The following is a 23,126-nucleotide window of genomic DNA, read 5'->3' on the forward strand; positions in this document are numbered from 1 at the left end:
AAAGGAAATATATTTAAATGTTAATAGATACTCATTGCCATCTTGTTTCAGATAAATTAAAAGACAATCTTCCTACACTTCTAGAAAATGCGAAAAAAGCTGGCGTACAAAAAATAATTAATATTGCTTATGATCCAGAAACTATTATTTTAGCGCAAGAGCAATTAAAAGTATCTAACATGTTATATGTTACTTTAGGTATTCAACCCCATGATGCTTCAAAATTCACAATAGAAGAAGCAGAAAAAATAAGACCCATTGCTCAAAATAATATGAGAGTCGTTGGAATTGGTGAAATTGGATTGGATGCCCATTACACTTTATCCCCTATGAATAAACAAATTGAGTGCTTTGAATATTTTTTACAAATGGCTTTGGAGTTAAAACTCCCTATTGTTGTCCATGTCCGTGAAACTCATAAAGATGTTTTAACAAGAATTATTCCCTACTCAAAACGAGGATTAATGGGAGTGATTCATTGTTTTACAGGTACCTTAGAAGAATCTAAAGAATTTCTTGATTGCGGTTTTTTTATTTCTTTTTCAGGAATTGTTACTTTTAAAAATTCAATAAGTTTACAAGAAGTAGCTAAATATGTTCCTGAAAATAAAATATTAATTGAAACAGACAGTCCTTATCTTGCGCCAACTCCACTAAGAGGTAAGATAAATGAGCCAGCGTATGTTCATCACACTTGTGATTTTATTTCAAGACTTCGCAATGTAGAATACGATTATTTTGCAAATTTAACTACCAAAAATGCGGAGTCACTCTTTTTTAGAATGCATACTCCTTCCTAGGATTTTTATTTAATGTCAAATCAACCTATTAAGCTTCCTATTGATGATCTCATTCCCGATATTATCAATCATATTAAAACAGAAAAATCTTTAATACTTCAAGCAACTCCAGGCGCAGGAAAAACAACAAGAGTCCCTCCTGCTTTATTAAACTTATTTGATGGAAAAATTTTGGTTTTAGAACCAAGAAGATTAGCTACAAAACTATCTGCAGAAAGAGTTTCGCAAGAATTAAATGAAAAGTGTGGAGAAACCGTTGGATATCAAGTACGCTTTGATAAAGTGGAAAGCTCTAAAACAAAAATCAAATATATTACAGAAGGCATTTTTTCAAGACTCATTCTTTCTGATCCTAGTTTAAAAAATATTTCATGTGTAATTATAGATGAATTTCATGAGAGACATATTCATACTGATATTGCTTTAATGCTAGTTAAATTATTGCAAAATACAATTCGCCCCGATCTCAAACTTATAGTCATGTCTGCAACATTAGAAACACAAAACTTACAGGAATATTTACCAAGCGCAAAAGTACTCGTATCTGAAGGAAAAAATTATCCTGTTACTTATGAATATTTAAATTTACCTGATTCAAATAAGTCTCTTTTTACTTTAGTTCCCATAGCAGTTGAAGAGGTTTTAAAAAACAATTCCTGTCCAGGGCATATTTTAGTATTTCTCCCTGGTAACTTTGAAATAAAACGATGTGCTGAAAATTTAAAAGAATTAAGCGCAAAATATACTTTTGAAATATTTCAATTAAAAGCAGATATTTCTATTCAAGAACAGCAAAAAATATTTTTAAAATCAAATATACGTAAAGTAATTTTAAGTACCAACGTTGCAGAAACATCGGTTACAATTGATGGCGTAACAGGAGTCATTGATTCTGGTGTCGCTAAAATTGCGGGACATGGCAGTTGGAGTGGTCTTCCTACTTTGGATATTATGCCAATTAGTCAAGCTTCATGCATTCAAAGAGCAGGACGTGCAGGAAGAACAAGCCCAGGAATTGCAAAAAGATTATTTACACAACTTGATTATAATATGAGATCTCCTTTTCAAAAGCCAGAAATTCAAAGAGTCGATTTAACACAAACTATTTTAGAATTAAAAATCATGGAGAGAAAATTAAAAGAATCCTTTAAATTTGATTCTTCTTTTGAAAATTTATTCCCTTGGTTTGATATCCCTTCTAAAAATAATGTAGAATCTTCATTTGGTTTATTAAAAAATTTAAATGCATTTGATAAAAATAATAATGTAACTGAAATTGGAATAAAAATCTCTGAATACCCCTTACACCCTAGACTAGGGCGCATTCTGGTTGAATCAGAATCAAAGAATATTCTAGCTCAAGGAATTTTGGTTGTTTCTTTAATTAATGAAGGTACCTTTTTAAAAAGAGGGAATCAATCTATAGACATTGCTCACTCTGATATTCAATATCAAATAGATTTATTTAAAAAAATATATTTGAAAGAAAGTATATCTTCTTATAAAAAAGATCTTATTGATTTTAATGCAACAAAACGAATTGAAAACTTGGCAAAACAACTTTGCCACAGCTCTGCAATCCATTTTTCAAATTGTTTTAAACTAATTTCTGATGAAGATTTAAGTCTTATTCTTTTATCTGGATATCCTGATAGAGTTTGTCAAATTCGCTCTCAAAGTAAAAAAAATATTTCGGGTCGAAAAGAAATTAATTTATGTTTAGGTGGTGGTGCTTTTATTTCTCCATCAAGCGTCGTGCAAGACTCTGAATTATTATTAGCAATAGATGCTGAAGAATCGGCAAACGCCCTTTCACAATCGAACTCTACCCAAATTCGAATTTGTCATGGAATAGAAGCAGAATATCTTTTAGCCGCTCCAGAAGGATTTATACAAGAATATGATGAATATATCTGGGATAATGAAAACGAGAGGGTCAGGGGATATCAAAAATTAGTTTATGGCAAACTTGTTTTAGAAGAAAAACAAATAAAGGAACAAAATAACAAACATGAAGAAACACTTATAAAACAATTATCTACTATGTGGCCTAAACCTTTTGAAGATGATAAAGCACTTCAATTTTTAATAAATAGAGTTAAGCTAGCAAAACAAAAAGGGGAAAAAATAAATATCCCTAATTTTTTAGAAGAAGATTTTGAATTATTAATATGTCATATATGTGAAAATAAAAAAAGCTTTAAAGAAATTTTAGAAAAAGACCTTGATGAATACCTAGATGAACTTATTTCTTATGAAGATCAAAAAATATTATCAAATTTGTTTCCAAGCCATATTAAGATTGGTAAAGGAAGAAAAGTTAAAGTTCACTATGAAGAAGATAAACCACCTTGGGTTGCCTCTCGTTTGCAAGATTTTTTTGGAACTTTAGATACTCCTCGTATTTGTAACGGAACAATTCCACTTGTTACTCATTTATTAGCCCCAAATATGCAATCTGTTCAAGTAACAACAGATCTTGCTGGATTTTGGGAGCGGGGTTATTTAGAAGTAAAAAAAGAACTTTCACGCAAATACCCTCGCCATTCTTGGCCTGATAATCCCAAAACAGCAGAACCACCAGAAATAATTCTTAGAAAGAGAAATAAATAATTAAAATTGTAATATCATATATTGTTGAATATCTTTTCATATAATTTTAAAGCATTATCAGATGAATAAATAGGCGGATAAATATTTTCAGTACATGTTAAATCAGGCCAATCCTTCGTATCTTTAAAAAACTCAGATAAAATATGGAATCTACATTTTTCTGCTTCATGATATTTATCTTCAAAAAATTCATCATAATTAATTCTAAATGCAAGAGGTATATGAGCTAATTTTTTAATTGATATGAACTTTGTATTTTCTTCAATAAATTTAGTTTTTAATGCTAAAGCATATTCTCGCGTTGTTGAGGTATCTGCTTCTCCATGAACTATCAATGTTTTATATGAAGAGTCTTTTAAAAAAGAAAAATTATTTTTTTCAACTTCGTATTCAGGTACGGCTGAACATTTTTCTACTGAATTATCCACAAATCCAAAATGATTTGATGAATTTTTGCTATACAAATATTTATCATTTTTTGTTAATTTTCTATTTGTAATTTCGTTACAAAAAATATTGTAATGTAAATAAGAAGAATATTTATAATTTCCAATTTCTGTAATATTAATTTCATTTTTATATTTAAAAATATTTTTAATTTGATGCTCATCACAACTTTTTATTGATGAGATTAAAAATGCAAAAAGTGGTGCTGTATAATTATATTGTAAGAGCCAAATAGATTTTTTTGATATTATTTCTCGTACCTCATTAGAAAGATTATGTCTGCAATGTTCATGATTATGAACATTTTTAAAAAGATTTTTAAGGTCATCAAACGAGTTTAAATTCATTTTTTCACTACAATAAGGTGATTCTTTACAGCTTTCATAAAAAACCTTTATTGGATCTTCAACATTTCGATCATAAAAATTTCCATGTCTTAATAATATGGGTGATTCCAAATATACTTTTTGAATATTTGTATTTTTTTTACTTAAAACTCTTTGTGCCCATATTGTTCCGTAGCTGGAGGCATAAATAGATACAGGTAAATTCGGATACATTTCTAAAATGGCATGAATGTCCATACCTGCCTGCCAAGAATTAAAAAATTGAAGATCATTTTTCCATTTATCTTTTAAATCTTTAAAACAGGATTCAAATTTTTTATTATCAATATCTTGTATACTTAATACTCTTTTATCTCTTTCGCACCATAAATTTTCGGAAAAGCCGCTTCCACGATGATCTGGAATTAAAAAGAGCTGATCTTTATCTTTATGATATAAATCTTTTGCTAAATCAGTATATGACGATCCAACGCCTCCTGGACCGCCACTCAATAACACTACAATTCTTTTTGGTTTTGGATTTCCATATCTTTTAACATAAATTCCAATTTTTTTAGAATTTTTATCCTTCCAATTCAGTGGAACTTTAATTTTCATACATTTTTCAATATTGCTAAATGAAGAATAATCACATCTATGCCACTTATTATAAATATATTGATTTAAATATGTTGTATTTGTTATATTATTTAATACTTTATTCTCTAATATTTCTAATTTTTTTCGATTTATTTTATTTATTCCCCAAAATGTCATTATAGAAATAAAAATAATTAAACCAAAAATATTAGTAGAATATTTAAAAAATTTATTTGATTTTAACTTATTAGGAATAAAATTATGAAGAAAATTAAAAATTTTTGTGATCATATTTTCCAATCTCTAAGAATAAATAAATAATAAACAATTTCAATTGATAAGAGTTTAGAAATTTTTGTCAATATAGAAACCACTAAATATATTTAATTTATATATATTTTTTATTCTTTTATCAATTTTCCGATTTAGGGAATCTAAATATTTATAAAAAAATTTGATTTCTGCAATTATAATATCTTTGAATGAAGACCATAGATATTATATAAATTTTAATTCAATAATTTAAAATCAAAAGAACACCAAAAAAAATTTTAATGTCGAAAAATAAATTATAAACCCTAATTTTTTGATAAAAAAAAGAAATGTATTTAATTTGTTTCAACGACTCTATCATTTAAAGGATGTGTATCTCTGGCATTATTGGGAAAAATAGTTTTAAATTTTTGAATTTGTTCTTCAGAAACTTCAACAACATTTTTTAATATAATCCAATTTACTTTTTCATCACAAGGAAAGGTAGTTAAAGAGCCAAAATAACTATAATAAGATAAGTTGCTTGGTAATATATCATTTAAATTTATTTTTAAATTGGTATTCACAATTGCATGATCTTCGTTTGGCAAATTTTCAAAAAATTGTTTTAAAGCAAGATTTTCCTTTCCAGAGCGCATTAAAATTGCCAACACAGCATATTCTCCAGAATCATTCTGATGAACAAGGTGAAGTTCTAAGTCAGAATTTTTACCATCTAACTTATGTTCACTTGGTGTATGTAAGTGAAATTGAAGCAATGAGTATTTCACTTTTCCAAGTGTAATGCTATTTATATTGTCAAATTTTGCTTTAATTGTATGTTGATTATTTTTTATAATTAAAGGGGAAAGTTGATAATTTGTTTCAATTTTAGGCAACATTGAATTTGTTTTTAATTCACTTGTTACTATATTAACTGGTGATTGTTTTTTTCCATTAGAACATGAATTGAAATTTTCGATAAGTTTATTTTCACTTACATTCTCAGTTTTTTCATCATAAATTTCTAAATGTTGAGTATTTTTATAATGTTTTGTCTGAACACATCCAACCAAATATAAACAACTCATTAGCGGTAGTAAAAGCCTAGAAGTCATAAACTAAACCCTTTAAATTATAAGAATAAATATTTTATAAAATGAAACTTAAGCCAAACTTTACAAAAGTGAAGTAAGTTACCATTTAATTTTTAGTTATACAATAATAAATAATTAATTGATGTTTTTTATAAAGATTAAAATAATAAATTAATTATAAATTTTTTATTATTCTAATGTGGAATTTATATTAAAAATAATATATATTATAGTTTCAATTTATTGCTTTTTTATGAAATACAAAAAACCGGAATACAAAAAATATTTTTGTATTTTAAAATTTAATTTTTAACTCTGTTTATTTAAAAAGGTTTAACATCATGAAAATAAAAAATATATTTTTCATATTAATTCCATTTCTTATGATTTCAAATAAAGGACATGGCACCTTTTCTATGGTTGCTCTCGATCTAAAAACAAATGAAGCTGCTTCCATATTAGCAACATGTTTTATTTCTAAAGAAGATGTTAAAATTGCTGATTTTGTGGTTGTTCATAGCAATGGAAATGGAATCATGAATAGACAATCTGATATCAATCTATTTTCAAAAATATGGCTTGCAACTTCTTTTGCTCTTATGTCGCAGGAAGACGAAATCTATTCAGCGAAAGTCATAAACACTTTTTTAGCTAAGCCTTTTAATGATCCAAACTTTCCAGTTAGACAATTTGCTACTGTAAAAAAATACAAGCCTTCAGGTTCTTCTGCTCATGTTTATACTGGTATTCATGTTTATCCAGAAAGCAACTCCATAACGGGAGTCGCTTTTGAAAACCGATTTACATATGCAATTGCAGGAAATTTGTTAAAGAATAAAGATACATTAAAAAAAATTGAATCCAAATTTAAGGAAGCAAATGGCTCTTTATCGGATAAAATGATTTCTGCTTTTGAAAGTGTTCCAGATGACATATCCTATGGAGATAAAAGATGTATTGAAAATTATAATTTGTCTTCTAATAAAGCTTTTTTAAGGACGTTTCATAATGAAAATTTGATAATAAATATTGAAGTTTTTTCAGATAATAACAAAACAGATGCTACATATTTATTATCTGAAAAATATCATGAAAGCAAAGATTAAAAATTATCGTTCCCAATAACGCGCGGGTTCAAATCTTTTTCCATATTTTGCGCTAAGTTCTTTTAACTTTTCATTCACCTTATTTTTACCTAAAACTTTTGCATAGTGAAATGGCCCACCTAAAAATGGGGGGAACCCAAGACCAAATATGGCGCCTAAATCTCCATCATCTTCAGACTTAATAATTTTTTCATCAAAACAATGAGCTGCTTCATTTAAAAAGACATACATACAGCGATCTGCTATTTCTTTATGATCAAAGTTTTTACGCTCTTGAGTAAAATTTTTATAAATAGACTCATCTGGTTTCTCTTTTTTACCATCTAAATAAACATAAAATCCTTTATTATTTTTTCTTCCTTTTCGACCTTCTTTTGAAATATTTTCAATTTCTTTTGGTACTTTAAGTCTATCTGAAAAAGGCTCAAACAATACTTTTATAATATGTTCCCCAACATCTATCCCTACTTCGTCTAAAAGAGTAATAGGACCTACTGGCATTCCAAATTTTTCCATAGCCTCATCTACATCTTCAATTTTGCCACCTTCAGCTAAAATATTTAAAGCTTCTGCTATTTGAAATGCTAAAATTCGAGTTGTGTAAAAACCAGGACCATCATTTACAACGATAATTTGTTTTCCCATTGTTGTTGCTAAATCAAAAATGGCTGATACAGCTTTAGGATCGGTTTTCTCAGTAGTTATAATTTCTACTAAAGGCATTTTGGGGACAGGAGAGAAAAAATGCATTCCAACAACATTTTCAGGATTTTTAGCTGTTGCCGCAATTTTTGATATAGGCAAACTACTTGTGTTTGTAGCAAAAATAAAATTTGAATTTGGAATGGAATCTTCACATTTTTTTAAAACATCATGCTTAATTTTAATATCTTCAAATACGGCTTCAATAATAATTGGCGAAGATTTTAAAACAGAAAAATCTAGGGATGGGCTCACTCGATATATTTTAGAATCTCTTTCGAACCATTTTATTCTTTTCTTTTTAAAACGTTCTTCAAAGTAACTAGAAACAGATTTTAAACCTCTTTGTAAACCCGAAGACTCTTTATCAATAATCACGCTTCTAATATCTTTTTCAGCTAATACCGTTGCAATGCCGCTACCCATTAATCCTGCACCTAAAATACCTACCGCTGAATTTCCTTGTTCTAGATCGTTTGTATATTGCTCTTTAGATGATTCTTGTATATTTTTTGGATAAGGATTTTTTTTCGCTGCTGTCATTATATTAAATATATGAACTAACGATCTACTTTCTTCACTTATGACCAATTCTCCAAAGAGTTTTGCTTCAATTTCCAAGCCTTTTTCTAATGAAACTTCAACTCCACGCATGACGCTTTCAAGTGCTTTTAAAGGCGCTGGGTAACGCCCTTTTGTACTTTTCATTACCATGCCACGACTTTGTTTCGTTATTAAAAAACGGCCTAATGGATTTCCTTCTAATGCAATTTTTTGAAAATCAAAATTTCCTTGCATAGAAGAAACAATTCCTAATGAAGAAGGTAACACTCTTTTTCTAAATTTATTTTGTTTACATAATGCAATTGCCTTTTCAAGCAACTGGTTTTCGGGAACAAGATCATCAACAAGACCCAGTTTCAAAGCTTTTTTTCCATCAACTTTTTTTCCCGTAAGAATGAGATCGAGTGCTTGTGCAATACCTATAAGTCTTGGCAATCTTTGAGTACCACCACCTCCTGGTAAAATTCCTAATTGAACTTCAGGTAGGCCTAGTTGTGTTGACTTATGAGTTGTGCATATTCGAAAATGACAGGCTAGTGATAGCTCAAGGCCACCTCCTAAACACGTACCATGTATTGCAGCAACGGTAGGAACCTTTGCATTTGCAAAATAATTCACAATTCGATGCAATTCCTTACTTCCTCTTTCACCTGCATCTTTACTCGTAAATGTTTCAAAAATAGAAATATCAGCACCAGCAGCAAAACAATTCTTTTTGGATGAGGTAATAACAATTCCTTCTACCTTATCATTTGCTAAAATTTTTGGTAAATTTTCATCAATATCTTCAAGCATTGAAATGGTAAAACTATTTACTGCTTTTGCTTCATCATTCATGTCAATTATGCAAATTCCATCTTTCATTGAAAAATGAAATACTTTTGATTTTGAAGTTAAATTCATTTTAAATTCTCCTATCTTTTGTTACTTTGATTCAAGTAACATAGCCATACCCATTCCCCCAGCAGCACAAACAGCAACTACAGCATATTTGCCACCTTTTCTTTTTAATATGCGTAAAGCATTTCCAATTAATCTTGCGCCTGTTGCGCCAAATGGATGCCCTATTGCAATTGCACCACCCTGAATATTAATTTTTGATGGCGGTATTGTTCCAAATAAAGAGGAATCTAGCTTTTCGCGGCAGAATGTTTCGTTATTCATAGAGTCTAAACAACTTAAAACTTGTCCTGCAAAAGCTTCATGAATTTCAAAAATGTCTATATCATCTTTTGTTAAATTATTTCTCTTTAAAATTTTAGGAATAGCATAAGCTGGGCCTATTAATAATTGATCATTTGGATCAACAGCTACCGTTACAGTATCAACAATATAACCAAGGTAAGGTAATTTTTTTTCTTTAACGTAACTTTCGCTTGCTAATAAAGCGACAGCAGCTCCATCTGTTAAGGGACTGGAATTTGCAGCAGTTATCGTTCCGTTACGTTTGTCAAAAACAGGCTTTAATTTTGCCATAGATTCAATAGAAGTATCAGCTCTAACCATATTATCTTTATCAACAAAAATATTTTTATCTTTTCCTGTCCAAACAGGAACAATTTCATCTTTTAAATATCCAGCTTCAATAGCTGATGCTGCATTAATATGGCTTTTATATGCTAATTCATCTTGTCTTGCACGAGAAACATTATTTTTAACTGTCATTATTTCTGCATGCTCGCCCATTGTTAATCCCGTAAATGGCTCTGCAAGAGCGGGAGGTTTAGGTAAAAACCATTTTGGATTTACGCTCCCAATAAGGGATAGTCTTTCTTTAAATGATCTTGCCCTAGACATTTTAGTTAAAAAGCGGCGTGCTTCATCTGAAAAAGGAATGGGAACATCGGATAAAACTTCAACTCCCCCAGCTAAAACAAGTTTATTTTTTCCAAGCAAAATTCTATCAGCAGCAATTTCTGCGGTTTGTAAGGATGAGTTGCAAGCTTTATTTAATGTAAAACCTGCAATTGTAGTTGGTAATCCTGAAAATAAAACAATTTCACGAGCTAGATTTGCATTTTTAGTTTGCGGAATAACGACACCCCAAATACATTCATCAATATCAGATGCCTGAACACCTGTTTTTGAGATAACTTCACTAGCTACTCTTAAACTTAATGAGAGTGCCGTTTCTTGTTCAAAAACTCCAAATGATTTTACAAATGGAGTTCTCACAGTACTTACAACGACAACTCTTTCTTTTTTAGAACTTGAACTTTTTTTAGTACTGCTCTCAGTGCTCTCATTATTTTCCATTCATTCACCTCATTCATGATTAAACCCAAGTCCTCTAATATTATGGTGATAACAGTATCAGAACTTTTCATAAGCCCCAAACTTTTTAAATTTAGAATTTTTTTCTATTCTTTATTGTTAAGTTAAATTATTTAAATAAACAGAATGATTTTAATTTGGTTTATATTTTGTTTTTTTTTAACTTCATTCATTTTTAAGAATTGATTTTATCACTATAAAGCTTTGAATTCGTCTTTAGTTAGCCCTTTTCAATCTTTAATCAAAGTGGTAAATCACCTATAGCTTTAACGTTTGTCATCGCAAATGCTAATAGCATAAATTAATTTAAACTTTATATTTAAGGAATCTATTATGGGTCGTCATAACACAATTGCGGGGCGAATGGCTTCTAGTGCAGCAGCAAAAGGACGTCTTTTTACAAAATTAGCCAGAGAAATCATGGTTTCTGCAAGAGCAGGAAGCGACTTGAATTCAAATGCCGCTTTAAGATCAGCGGTAAATAAAGCAAAAGATAATAGTATGCCCAAAGAAAATATCGAAAGAGCAATTAAAAAAGGCTCTGGCGAAATGACGGGTATGAGTTTTGAGGAAATTACTTACGAAGGCTATGGACCAAACGGCTCAGCGATTATGATAGAAGTTCTTACAGATAACCGGAATAGAACACACCCTGAATTACGCCGCATTTTTCAAAAAAATGGTGGCAATATGGGAGAAATGGGTGTCGTTGCTTGGATGTTCAAAAAGCGTGGTGTTTTTGTAATAGATTCCTCAAAAGTATCTGAAGATAAAATTATGGAAGTTGCTCTTGAATCAGGAGCTGAAGATATAATTACCGAAGATAATTTTACAACCGTATATACTGAAGTAGTAAACTTTGCTACTATCCGAGAAGCTTTAATAAATGCTGACATCCCCTTTGAAAAAGCGGGTCTTGAGTTAATTCCAGACAATCTCGTTTCCTTATCTGGAGATAATGCGAAACAAGCTTTAGAACTTGTAGATAAATTAGAAGAACACGATGATGTTCAAAACGTTTATCATAATTTTGATATTCAAGAATAATATTTTATTTTGTTTAAAGGAAATTTTATGTCTAAGTATTATTTTACAAATAAATATTTAACTTATAATGAAATGAATTCTGACATAGATAACCTTTGTAGTCAAATACCAAAAAATGTTGAGTTTGAAAAATTAGAAATTGCAAAAACTCTTGAAAATAGATCCATTATTGCTTTAAGAGTTTACCCAAGAGGAAAAAAAATAGATCAACCTACTATTTGGATCGATGCAAATATGCACTCCAATGAATTAATAGGTACAAATGCAGTCTTGGCTCATATAGAAAACTTAATTCATAAACTTATCTTTAATGAATCAAAGTTTTTTTCTGTAAACTATGTTTTTGTTCCTCGAATTTGTCCTGATGGAGCCGAACAATATTTTACAGAAGGAAAACGCAGTAGAAGTAATGCTCGTGATTCTAGAACTGAAATTGAAAAAGGATCTTATTGGAATCGCCAATGTTTAGTTGATAAAGAAATAAAAGATAATGGTTACGATCTTTTCAAAAACAAAAAAAGAATTGGATTAATGAGAAGAAAAACCAATTCTGGAATTTGGGTTTGTGATGAAAAATATCCAGAATTAATGAGAAGAAGAGAGCTAGGAGACAAAGAACCTTTTTACGATATTTTTCCAGAAGGAATGATAGAAAATTATGATGGATTAAATATACCATTTGCTCTAAATCTTGGTGATAATGAGATTGATTTAAATCGTAACTTCCCAGTTGAATGGGCTCCAAATTATACTGAAAATAAAAGTGGTAAAATTTCTTTATCCGAAATTGAAAGCAGAGCCATTGCCGATTTTTCTGCTAAAATACCTCAAATATATTTTTGGTTAAATTATCATTCTTTTGGAGGTGTTTTTATACGTCCGCTAGAATCTAAAGATGATAGTGAAATGAATATTTTAGATAGAAGTATTTACCAAACTCTTGATAAAAAACTAGAAGAAATTACAGGCTATCCTTCCGTAAGCGGTCATAAAGAATTTACTTATATTCCAGGAAAACCATTACAGGGTTGCCTCTCTTCCTACGCTTATCACTCTTTAGGAGCCTATTGTTACGTTTGTGAATTGTGGGATCTTCCACAAAGAATGGGAAGAAATGAAAGACCATTTATAAATAGATATGACTTTTGGTCAAAAAAAGAATGGCGAAGTGTTTACGAATATGATCGCGATGAAAATCAAGGAATTATGTTTGGAAATCCATGGAAAAAATACAACCATAAACAACTTGGAGAAGTTGAAATTTCTGAAATTCCTACTTTTTTTGGAATCAATAACCCACCACAAAAACTAATTCATGAAGTGATTCAAAACCAAGTTCCACTTTTATCTTTATTTGTTGATATTGCACCCTTGCCGAATGTTTCTGTTAACTTATCAAAGGAAAGTACAAGTAATTTAAAATACGCAGAATTAACTATTTCAAATGATGGATTTTTGCCTACTTTTGTCTCTGAAGCGAGAAGCCGATCACAAGGATCCAAAAAAATTATAATTGAAATACTTGATATTAAAAACGCCACTCTTATAGGAAATTCTATATACCAATTAGATCCTCTTGCTGGATATTCTCCTGTTATTAATGGATGGATAAATTCTGTAGATATCGGAACAAATTCATATTCTACAAAAACAATTAAAATTCCTTTTCTAACTCAAAATGAAAAAAGTAAATTCAGTGCTGTATTTAAAGTTAGTTTTTCTCATTTAGGTGAATATTATGCAAAATTTATTAATGAATAACTTCTTTTATTTTTATTAATAACTGCTTTAATAAAAAAGGCTTTTCAATTAACATTGAGCCATCTCTAGAAAATTCGTTTCTTATAAGAAGATCATCGGCGTGTCCTGTCAAAAATATTATTTTTATTTCAGGAAATAATTGAACGATAGAATCTGCTAATTTTTTTCCACTAAACAATGGCATTATTATATCAGTAATGACTAATTTAATTTCATTCCCTTTGCTTTTTATTATTTCAATTGCATCATATCCATTTTTAGCTAAATAAACATCATAACCATATATTTTTAAACTATTTGAAATAGATTCACTTAACTCTTCTTTATCTTCAACAACAAGTATTTTTTCTTTACCTTCTAAATTTATATTATTTTGTTCCTCTAATTTTAAAGAATTGAGTTTTAAATCTGTTGCAGGAAAATAAATTTGAAATGTCGTTCCTTTCCCTAATTCACTATTAACCACAATAGTACCTTTAGATTGCTCAACTATAGAATATATTGTTGCAAGACCAAGACCTGTTCCTTTACCTTCTTCTTTAGTAGAGAAAAAAGGTTCAAAAATTCTGGCCTGAGTATTTGGATCCATTCCAACTCCATTATCACCTACCGATAAAACAACATAATGACCAGCCTTCAGAAAATGACTACCTAAAGAGATATCTTCATGAATTTCTTTATTTGATGTTTCAATCTTAATGATACCAGTCTCACCAATAGCGTCTCTTGCATTGATAATTAAATTTAAAATAACTTGTTCAATATGAGTAGGGTCAGCTAAAACATTCTCAATTTCGTTTGATAGTTCTTTTTTTAGTTCTATATTCTCTGGTAATAATCTTATTAACATTTTTTCAATATCTTCTATAATTAAATTAATATTAAGAGATATTAAATTCAATCTTTGTTTTTTACCAAAACTTAAAATTTGATGTAATAATTTTGCAGCATGTTTTGATGTTTTTTTAATTTGCTCTGTCTGTTTTTTTACTACGGGAGATATATTTTGAGATGAGTTTAAAATAATATCACAGTTTAAATTTACTATTGTAAGCATATTATTGATATCGTGAGAAATTCCACCAGCAAGTTGCCCAATTAATTCCATTTTTTGAGAACGTTGAATTTTTTCTTTTAAATCAGTTTGATATCTTGTTCTTAAAAAATACTTATTTTGATCTAAACTCATTAATTTAAGTTTTACACTATCTGTAACATCATCAATTTTTAAAATAATATGATTTAACTTTTTGTTTCTATCAAATATTGGTATATTTGAAACTTTCCAATATTTTAAAACTTGGGTTTGTATTCCATTTTGATTCACCTTAATATTAAATTTTTGAATATCCATAAATTCTTCTGTATGTTCATGAAGAACTTTATCCAAAGATAATTTCAAATTTTCTATTCCTGAATCTTCTTCCATATGCATATTTACTTTAAAAAAATAAAATAAATTAAATCCCTCAATCAAATGACGCTTAATATTCAATAAGTTAACAAATTGGTTGCTTGCTGATTTAATTATAAGATTTTCATCTAAAATAAGATAAGATATTGGCAATAATTCGCTTAAAGATTTATAATCTAGCTCATCTTTTGATTCTTTAGCCAAAGAAAACCTCTTTATTTAAAAATAAAAGTTAATAAAACTGAAATTAAATCTTAAAACTAAAGAAACTTAAATAAAACCAAAACTATTCATTTTCGCTCACATTTTGATTATCATCATCAATCCATTCATTAAATCCATGTTTTCTTAATGCTTCAATTATGGATGATCTTTCTGTAACAATCATCTCTCTCTCACAAAATTTATTATCTAAATAACCTCGGTGATCATCGTAAGGATTACATATAGCAAGTCTATATTCTTCTAAAGGAGCAGCACCGACACTCATTAGGTCATCAAAATTTTCAAGACTAACTTCAGAAAAGTCATATTTTAATTGATTTGAAGGAATGTAAGGCAAATTATGAGAACGCGCAAGACATCTTGCTAAAGTAGATTCATCTATATAATTTAAATCAAGAAGAGCATCAGCCACAGAAAGTTTCCAATTTTCAGCAAATTTGGTAACAATAGACCAATCTATCTTATCAATTTTAATTTCATAATTAAGTACTTCATATAAATTTGGGAGAATTAAAGATGAGTTATTCATAAAATCCTAGTTATGTTTTCTTTTGAGTTTCAATTAATTTTTTTATTTCCATTATTTTTGAACCAATACCCTTCGATATTTTTCCAAGTTCTGGGTCAGACTCCAACTGATAAGGAAGCATGTCTGATAAAATTTTGCTAGTCATTTCTAAATTTTTTAAAGACTTTTCGAATTGCTGTTCTTTAAGTTGCACTAAAGCTAAATGGTAAATAATAACAGGCTCATCAGGCTCAAATTTCAAAGCCTCTTGAATATATTTTAATGAGTTTTTTAAATCATTTTTTTGAAAATAAAGCCAACCTAATGAATCTAAGTAAAACCCATTTTTCGGATTAATCGTGACAGCCTTATGCAGAATTTTACGAGCATATTCTATTTTTTTATTCCGCTCTACTAAAGTATAACCAAGAAAATTTAAACCATCGCCGTAATTAGGCCATTTAGTATATATTTGCTCTGCAAATTGAAGAGAAGCCTCTTCCGATTCTGCAAATCTTAAATATTCAGCTTTTTTTAAGTATAATTCCTTTGCATCTGGTATTTTTTTGAGAGATGAGTTTATAATTTCAACAGCTTCTTTATAATGTAAGTAAAAAGCTAAAATATTAGCTTTAAAAATAGTATCTTCTGCAATATTACTTTCTGAGATTTCAAAATTTTTAATATTTTTTTCAGCTTCTTCTTTATTATTTGAATTAATATATATTAATATTTTTGCCTTTTTAGAATCATGGTATAATTCGCTTTCTTGAGTTATTTTATTTAAATAATCAATTGCCTCATTAAATTTACGCTGACCTTCACTACAAATAGCAAGATAATACATGATGACTGAATTATTATACTTCTCTTTAGAAAGTTCTAATAATCTTTTAGAAGCACCATTAAAATCTTTATTTACAATTAATATTTTTGAAATTTGAAAAGAAAATTCAGGAGGGAATGGGATATGCTCATCAGAACTAGCTTCTAATTTTAATAATATGGATAAAGCTTCCTGTAATTTCTTTTGATATAAAAGAATATTTACATAATTTTGAGCATTTAGATTATTGTCTGATTCTTTTTCAAAAGCTAATTTAAAATATTTTTCAGCTTCAGCATAGTTTTTTAAATTCTGTTCAATTTTTGCGATAATAGTAATTATTTCTATATTATCAGAATCTAATAAATAAGCATTTTTTGCATATTTTAAAGCGCTCATATTATTTTTTTCTGTATAATATTTTTGCGCTAAGGCTAACATTACATTTGTTGACTTAGGATTTTTTGATAAAAAATTCTCTAAAATTCTTTTTTTATTATTTTTTATATTTGAAGCATAAAAAATAACTATTGCCTCATTATTGGGATATTTTTTATATGCTTTTTCTAATGTTTTAATTAAAGAATTATAATCACCGTTTAATTGATAAACTGAAGCAATTAGAATTTCGATATCAGGTTTTTGTGGAAAAAGAACTTCTAATTTTAAGGCAATTTCTAAGGCTTTCTCATTTTTTTTAAGATTTATAAGAGTATTCGTTAGATTAATTCCGCATATTAGAGTTTTATTTGTATAAAAAGATGCCGTATATAATTTTTCAGCTATAAAATAATTTCTTTTTTCTTCAAATATCTTACCAAGTAAAAAAGCCTCATCTGCATCAGATGAAGATAATTTATTGGCTTCAAAATTTTGAATTATTTTATTTATCCGATTTTGGACATAAGGTGAAATGGAACCGGGAGGTTCTTTATTGATATTTATTTCTTTGTCTGTTTCATTTTTTTCAATCACTAAATTTCTTGTATTTGAGTCTGTAACTGTATTTAAATTTGTTTTACTCGCACAAGAATTATTTAAAATGAACAAAACAAAGATGAAAATGAATTTAGTATTATTACCAAAACAAGACATTTTAATATCCTTGTTAAGTTATTCCCTAAAGCCCATTCGCAAAGCGATAAGGTATTCCATCAAATGATCCACTCGACATGAATACAATTGTATCACCTGGGCTGACTTGTTGTTTTAGGGTTTCAAGCAATTTTTCATTGTCGTCAAAATAACTAGCATTTTCTCCGCAGGCTTTAGCAACTGAGGGACCATCTAAAATCTCATTTTTCTCCATTCTCATATCCTGAGGAACTTTTCCTAACAAAACTTTATCCGCATGAAAAAAGCTTTTACTCAATTGATCCTGTAAAACCCTTCTCCTCATTGTTGCATTTCTAGGATCAAAACATGCTATTAATTTACCTTTCTTTCCAACACTTTTCATATAACTTCGAAATGCTTCTAATGTTGTTACTATTGCTGTTGGATGGTGTGCAAAATCGTCAAAAACAGAGATATTATTTTTTTCTTTTAGTAGCTCAAATCTTCTTTTAACGCCTTTAAAGCTTTCCATAGATTTACTTAGTTTACTTAAAAAAACTTTATTTTCTTTATAAATTGGTAAATCTATGAATTCTGTATCTTTTATTTCATCTAAAATATTTGACGCATGCAGTATTGCAATTGATGCCACAGCATTTAAGGCATTGTGATTTCCAAACATTCCTGTTTTAAATTTTAATAACTTCCCATTAGGTTGCTTGCATTGAATTTCAATCCCATTTTTTAAAGTTTTATAGGAAACTAATTGCCAACAAAATGAGCTTTTAGATTGCTTAAATGCACTAAAACCTATGACATGGGCGCCAGAGTTTTTAGCCACTTGATAAGCTCTTTTATCATCAAAATTTGCAATAACGATTCCATTTCTTTCTTTTGTTAATTTAGCCAGTTTTAAAAATTCATTTTCAATTGCTTCTACATTAGGGTAAATATCAGCATGATCAAATTCAATATTATTAATTAAACATATTTTAGGTTCATAATGTAAAAATTTAGGCCCTTTATCAAAAAAGGCGGAATCATATTCATCTCCTTCTAAAACAAAAAGATTTTTTGATTTTAAAGCAAAGCCAGCTTCAAAATTTGCAGGCCTTCCTCCTATCAAAAATGAAGGTTTTTTTCCTAATTTAGTTAAAAGATGAGTAACTAAGCTGCTTGTAGTGGTTTTCCCATGTGTTCCACTAATAATAATATTTCTACTTTTAGATAAAAAATATTTCCTAAGAGCAGAAGGAAAACTAAACATAGGTATTGTTCGAGAAAGAATTTCTTCTAATTCATCATTTTTCTTTAAACTTGCACTTAATCGACTTACAACATTCGCTAAAATAATGGCATCGGGATTATTATTTTCTATATTTTCGGCTTTGAAACCAACATCAGGTTTAATACCAAGATCGGCAATCACTTTATCCATGGGAGGATAAATTGGTGTATCACTTCCTGTTACAGTATAACCAGCTTCTTGAAATAGACCAGAAACTTGTGCCATACCCGTTCCACCTATTCCTGTCATGTGAATTTTTAACTGAGTATGATTTTCATCTAATTTTTTACAAAAAAGATCTGGTGAAAATTTAGTTGCAACTAAATTTGTTTTATCTATTTTATTATAAATTGTTATTTTAGGATTATCATTAAAATTAATTTTAATTTTTCCTTTCATAACAAGAGGGAATCTAAATTCATCATGTCCAAATAATGGAAAATCAATAACAGGTAAATTTAATTTTTTAGAAATAATTTGAATTAAAAATTCTCTATTCAATGGCTTTTCATTAGAGTCCAAACAATCTGAAAAATTTCCCAACACAATTGCTTTAGTATTTTTTATTAATTCAGAATTTATAAGTGCATCTAATTTTCTTATAATTCTATATAAATGTTCATTGCATTCTTCAATAAATAAAATATTATTTTTAGGAAATTCAATATATTTAAGTGAAGCTAGACTTTCAGCTAAACTTAAATTTAAAGGAACACATACACCAGCCATATTTGCTTTGGAAAACTTATTTATATTATTATAAATTTTAACAGGAAATGTATATTCATTTTCAATATCATTTAGCAATTCAATTAAACATTTTTGATCTATCATAGGTCCATTAAAAAAATTTGGTGAAAATGCATTTTGTCCATGAATATAACGAAAATTTGGATACCTCAATGATAAATAAACACCAATAAAAGAAATATCTGAAAAACCAATCAATGTTTTTTCTGGTATAACAGGAGGAAGTATATTTTCTAAAAATGGAATAATTTCAGTACAACCCATCCCACCTCGAGCAGCAATTAATATATTAAACCTTCTCATAGTTAGAGCATAGCCAAGTTGTGCCGCTCTTTCCATAATAGGAGCCGCTGTTACACCATCATATGAAACTTGATTTGGTAAAATTTCAGTAACATCAAAACCTAAATTTTTTATATTTTGAATTCGTTCTAATTTTCTTTTATCGTCTATTCTATTTTTACCTGAAGGATGTATAATTGCAATATGCTTTTTATCTTTATAATTCATTGAGTATCTCCTAATTTAGTCATTTATTTTTTTAATTAAACTTATTTTATTTTTTTGCGATTCAGTCCAAATAGAAATATAAGCGAATTTAATATTATTTAAATTTTTGAAATTATTTATTAATTTTTCTTCCACTAATTCATTTATTTCTTTATCTTTATACTTTAAATTTATGATATCTGGACATTCAAAAGATAAAATAGATTTATTACTATCCATTGCATAGCAATAAGATAAAACTTTTGTATCATCTTTTTCAGTTAGAGATGATGACTGAATTTTATTTTCAATTTCAATTTGACACGTTATAGTATCCAAATTTTTTACGTTATTTATCTCGAAAGAGATATTATTTTTATATGAATTTTTTGAAAAAACACGCTGATTATTTAAAAAGATATGATATTTCAATAATTGAGGTTTACCAAGATCAATTAATGAAGATTCACATATGTATTCATTATTTTCTTTCTTTAAAATTCTAGCCCCTAAAAAATAGCCGTAAAATAAATCTAATTTTTCTTCATTTAATTTTTTTTCGGCTTCTTTATTATTTATTTTTTCTAAAACAGGATATTTTGATAGATTCTCTATATACCCTGACTCATTATAAAATAAATCTAAATTTGTTTCCTCATTTAAAAAATGAAATTTTAGAAGAAATGGAGAAAATGGATTAATATTGTTATTCTTATGGAGAAAAATATTTACTTTATCTATATTATCTAAATAGTTTTTCTTTATATTCAAATTATAATTATTTAAATAAATCTTATTTGTTTCAACTTTTTTATATTTATTATTTATAGATTTTAATATACTCTCCAAGTTTTTTTCATTTATTTTGAGTGTTTTTGTATTTGATAGAGTAGTACCATTTGCAACAACCACATTACAATAATCTTCTTTTTGATTAAAATTAAAATTATATTCATAATAATAAATATGTTTTTTCTCTAATAAATTTATTATGTCCAAATTTCTATTTGAGATTTTTCTATCAAAATTTATAATATTTTTACTTAATTTATTTTTTTCAAGAATAAACTGAGCTGATAAAAACAAATTTTGTGGATCCTGAGCTACTACAAAACATTTCTGCCCTTGCTCTAAATTTAATATACCCGAAAATAGAATATTTGGTTTATAATTTGAAATAAAAAACTTAACATTCGAATATAAATTTGTGTATTTATTATTTTCAAAAACTCTGATTACTAAAGGAAATTTTGGAATATTAAACAAATCAATTAATTGAGAATCCTTGATATAGTTTTTTATATTTAATATATCATTATCGTTAAATTTTAAATAGACATTATTTTTTTTATCCTTATAACAAATATTTTCAGTTAATTTATAATTATCTTTATTATTTAAATAACATTTTATATTACCCGAATAAAAATCTAGTTTTTCTTTAAATAGATATTTTTTTGAAATATTATTTAAATTAAAAACATAACTATCTTTTAACCAGGAAGGATTTTTCTTGTTAGGATCCCTAACTATATACGATGTAGCTCCAATTATGCTCTTATTTAAAATTTTACCTGCCACAATACATGTAATATAATTTTTATTTAAATTATAATTTAAAATAGATTTATCCCTAAAATCAGTTATTTCAATATTATCAACAAACCAATAAATATTGTAAAATGATGAATTTTGAATTGATTCTGGAATATTACATAAAAATATTTGTTCATTTTTATCTGCAGTAACTGACAATTTATCAGATATATTCTCAATATTTTCTTGATTTTCTAATAAATTAAAAACTACAATTTCTTTATCGAAATTTTCATTATTAATATTCAACGAAATTTTAATTTTTTCGTGTAATAACGACTTTTTAAAATTATCGTTTGGAATTATTTTAATTTGAATTGTATTTGGTTTTTCTGAAGCCAATATTATGCATCGAATATTGTTACTTTCTTTACAATTCCATTCATGCTTTAATGACATTATATTTAAATTTGTTGAAAATTGAACTATTTTAGGTTTTATATTTTTTTCAAAACCTATTTGATTAGGTCCCAAAATTTCTAAATATTTATTATCTATTTCAAAAACTTTTGAAATCCCATTATTATTTGAACACTGATAATTCTCGCCATATTCTATATATTTTTCAGGTAATACCTGTAAGTTAAAATCTGGAATAATTTTTTCATTTTTATACCAAATAAAATCTTTGTTATTTGGGTTATACAAAAAAGAATTTGAATGACAAAAAAAACTTTTATCAAATATAGAGTTTTTAAATTCAATATAGGGGGGTATTTTTATTTTTTCATTTTCATTATTGATATTATTTAAAACAAATTGTATTCCTATTTTTGAAACAACATTACTCTCTTTTTTTAATCCAACCGTTAAATTAAAAATTCGATATTTTTCATTTCCAAGTAAGTTTAGAATTTTTTGATAATCGCTATTTTTACTTTCTATACCACCTGTTTCTCTGTCTATTAAGGAACAAAAATTATTTTCTTCAATATTATCTGTTCCGCTTTCACAGAAAAAAAACTGATCTTCTTCTTTTGTTTTAAAATAATTAGAAATTGAAAAATCAGAAATTGATGAAATTGTATAAGAATTTACCCCTGGAGAAATATTAGGCCAGTTTTCAAAAGTAGAAAAGCTTTCTTTAATAAGATCTTTTTTATATAATAAACCATCAAATAAAATTGTTTCACAAGTAATGTTTGGAAATTTTTGAGCTAAAGAAAAATCAATTGAATCTGAATAGGTTTCTATTTCTCTTTTTTTATCTGCGGTATATAAAATCCATTTTTTTTGATAAATTTTTACTTTTGAATTTGAATTATTTAATTTACAATTTAATTTTTTAGAATTATAATCAGCTGAAATATTAGTATAATTAAGTTCTATTTGATTTGTATTATTAAAGTAAACAACATCAGGAGCAATAATAGGCATTATCAATG

Annotated in this window: 14 protein-coding genes; 5 read left to right on the plus strand and 9 right to left on the minus strand. The window is 27.7% G+C overall.

Annotated elements, in window-relative coordinates:
- Positions 1 to 17 precede the first annotated feature (17 nt).
- Positions 18 to 800, plus strand: coding sequence for a TatD family hydrolase (locus GCL60_RS05915; protein ID WP_153419196.1), 783 nt, complete (start codon positions 18 to 20; stop codon positions 798 to 800).
- Positions 801 to 812: 12 nt separating this feature from the next.
- On the plus strand, positions 813 to 3,413 hold the full coding sequence (gene hrpB / locus GCL60_RS05920) for an ATP-dependent helicase HrpB (protein WP_153419198.1): 2,601 nt from the start codon (positions 813 to 815) through the stop codon (positions 3,411 to 3,413).
- Positions 3,414 to 3,427: 14 nt separating this feature from the next.
- Here hrpB and GCL60_RS05925 read toward each other — a convergent pair whose 3' ends face one another.
- Positions 3,428 to 5,077, minus strand: coding sequence for an alpha/beta fold hydrolase (locus tag GCL60_RS05925; RefSeq protein WP_153419200.1), 1,650 nt, complete (start codon positions 5,075 to 5,077; stop codon positions 3,428 to 3,430).
- A 317-nt stretch (positions 5,078 to 5,394) separates the two neighbouring features.
- Positions 5,395 to 6,156, minus strand: coding sequence for a carbonic anhydrase (locus GCL60_RS05930; RefSeq protein WP_153419202.1), 762 nt, complete (start codon positions 6,154 to 6,156; stop codon positions 5,395 to 5,397).
- Between the two features lie 320 nt (positions 6,157 to 6,476).
- On the opposite strand from GCL60_RS05930, the gene GCL60_RS05935 reads away from it, so the two are divergent.
- On the plus strand, positions 6,477 to 7,241 hold the full coding sequence (locus tag GCL60_RS05935) for a DUF1028 domain-containing protein (RefSeq protein WP_153419204.1): 765 nt from the start codon (positions 6,477 to 6,479) through the stop codon (positions 7,239 to 7,241).
- Between the two features lie 3 nt (positions 7,242 to 7,244).
- Here GCL60_RS05935 and GCL60_RS05940 read toward each other — a convergent pair whose 3' ends face one another.
- Positions 7,245 to 9,410, minus strand: coding sequence for a 3-hydroxyacyl-CoA dehydrogenase NAD-binding domain-containing protein (locus GCL60_RS05940; RefSeq protein WP_153419206.1), 2,166 nt, complete (start codon positions 9,408 to 9,410; stop codon positions 7,245 to 7,247).
- A 21-nt stretch (positions 9,411 to 9,431) separates the two neighbouring features.
- On the minus strand, positions 9,432 to 10,763 hold the full coding sequence (locus GCL60_RS05945; protein WP_153419208.1) for a thiolase family protein: 1,332 nt from the start codon (positions 10,761 to 10,763) through the stop codon (positions 9,432 to 9,434).
- A gap of 351 nt (positions 10,764 to 11,114) precedes the next feature.
- Between GCL60_RS05945 and GCL60_RS05950 the strand changes: the two genes are divergently transcribed.
- A complete protein-coding gene (locus GCL60_RS05950) occupies positions 11,115 to 11,828 on the plus strand; it encodes a YebC/PmpR family DNA-binding transcriptional regulator (protein WP_153419210.1) in 714 nt (237 codons plus the stop codon).
- A gap of 27 nt (positions 11,829 to 11,855) precedes the next feature.
- Positions 11,856 to 13,589, plus strand: coding sequence for a M14 family metallopeptidase (locus GCL60_RS05955; RefSeq protein ID WP_153419212.1), 1,734 nt, complete (start codon positions 11,856 to 11,858; stop codon positions 13,587 to 13,589).
- Here the strand turns inward: GCL60_RS05955 and GCL60_RS05960 are convergent.
- From GCL60_RS05960 to GCL60_RS05980, 5 genes are all read right to left on the minus strand, one after another.
- A complete protein-coding gene (locus GCL60_RS05960; RefSeq protein ID WP_153419214.1) occupies positions 13,579 to 15,207 on the minus strand; it encodes an ATP-binding protein in 1,629 nt (542 codons plus the stop codon). The two genes, GCL60_RS05955 and GCL60_RS05960, sit on opposite strands and share 11 nt — an antisense overlap.
- 82 nt (positions 15,208 to 15,289) lie before the next feature.
- Positions 15,290 to 15,757 (minus strand): hypothetical protein, encoded by a 468-nt coding sequence (locus tag GCL60_RS05965; protein ID WP_153419216.1) that lies wholly within the window; start codon positions 15,755 to 15,757, stop codon positions 15,290 to 15,292.
- A gap of 10 nt (positions 15,758 to 15,767) precedes the next feature.
- The gene (locus GCL60_RS05970) at positions 15,768 to 17,657 is read right to left on the minus strand and encodes a tetratricopeptide repeat protein (RefSeq protein ID WP_153419218.1); all 1,890 of its coding nucleotides are present in this window, start codon (positions 17,655 to 17,657) and stop codon (positions 15,768 to 15,770) included.
- Positions 17,658 to 17,682: 25 nt separating this feature from the next.
- Complete coding sequence (locus GCL60_RS05975) at positions 17,683 to 20,166, minus strand: Mur ligase family protein (RefSeq protein WP_153419220.1); 2,484 nt, start codon at positions 20,164 to 20,166, stop codon at positions 17,683 to 17,685.
- A 15-nt stretch (positions 20,167 to 20,181) separates the two neighbouring features.
- A complete protein-coding gene (locus tag GCL60_RS05980) occupies positions 20,182 to 23,118 on the minus strand; it encodes a hypothetical protein (RefSeq protein ID WP_153419222.1) in 2,937 nt (978 codons plus the stop codon).
- Positions 23,119 to 23,126 lie beyond the last annotated feature (8 nt).

Source organism: Silvanigrella paludirubra, from assembly GCF_009208775.1.
Taxonomy (GTDB): Bacteria; Bdellovibrionota_B; Oligoflexia; order Silvanigrellales; family Silvanigrellaceae; genus Silvanigrella; species Silvanigrella paludirubra.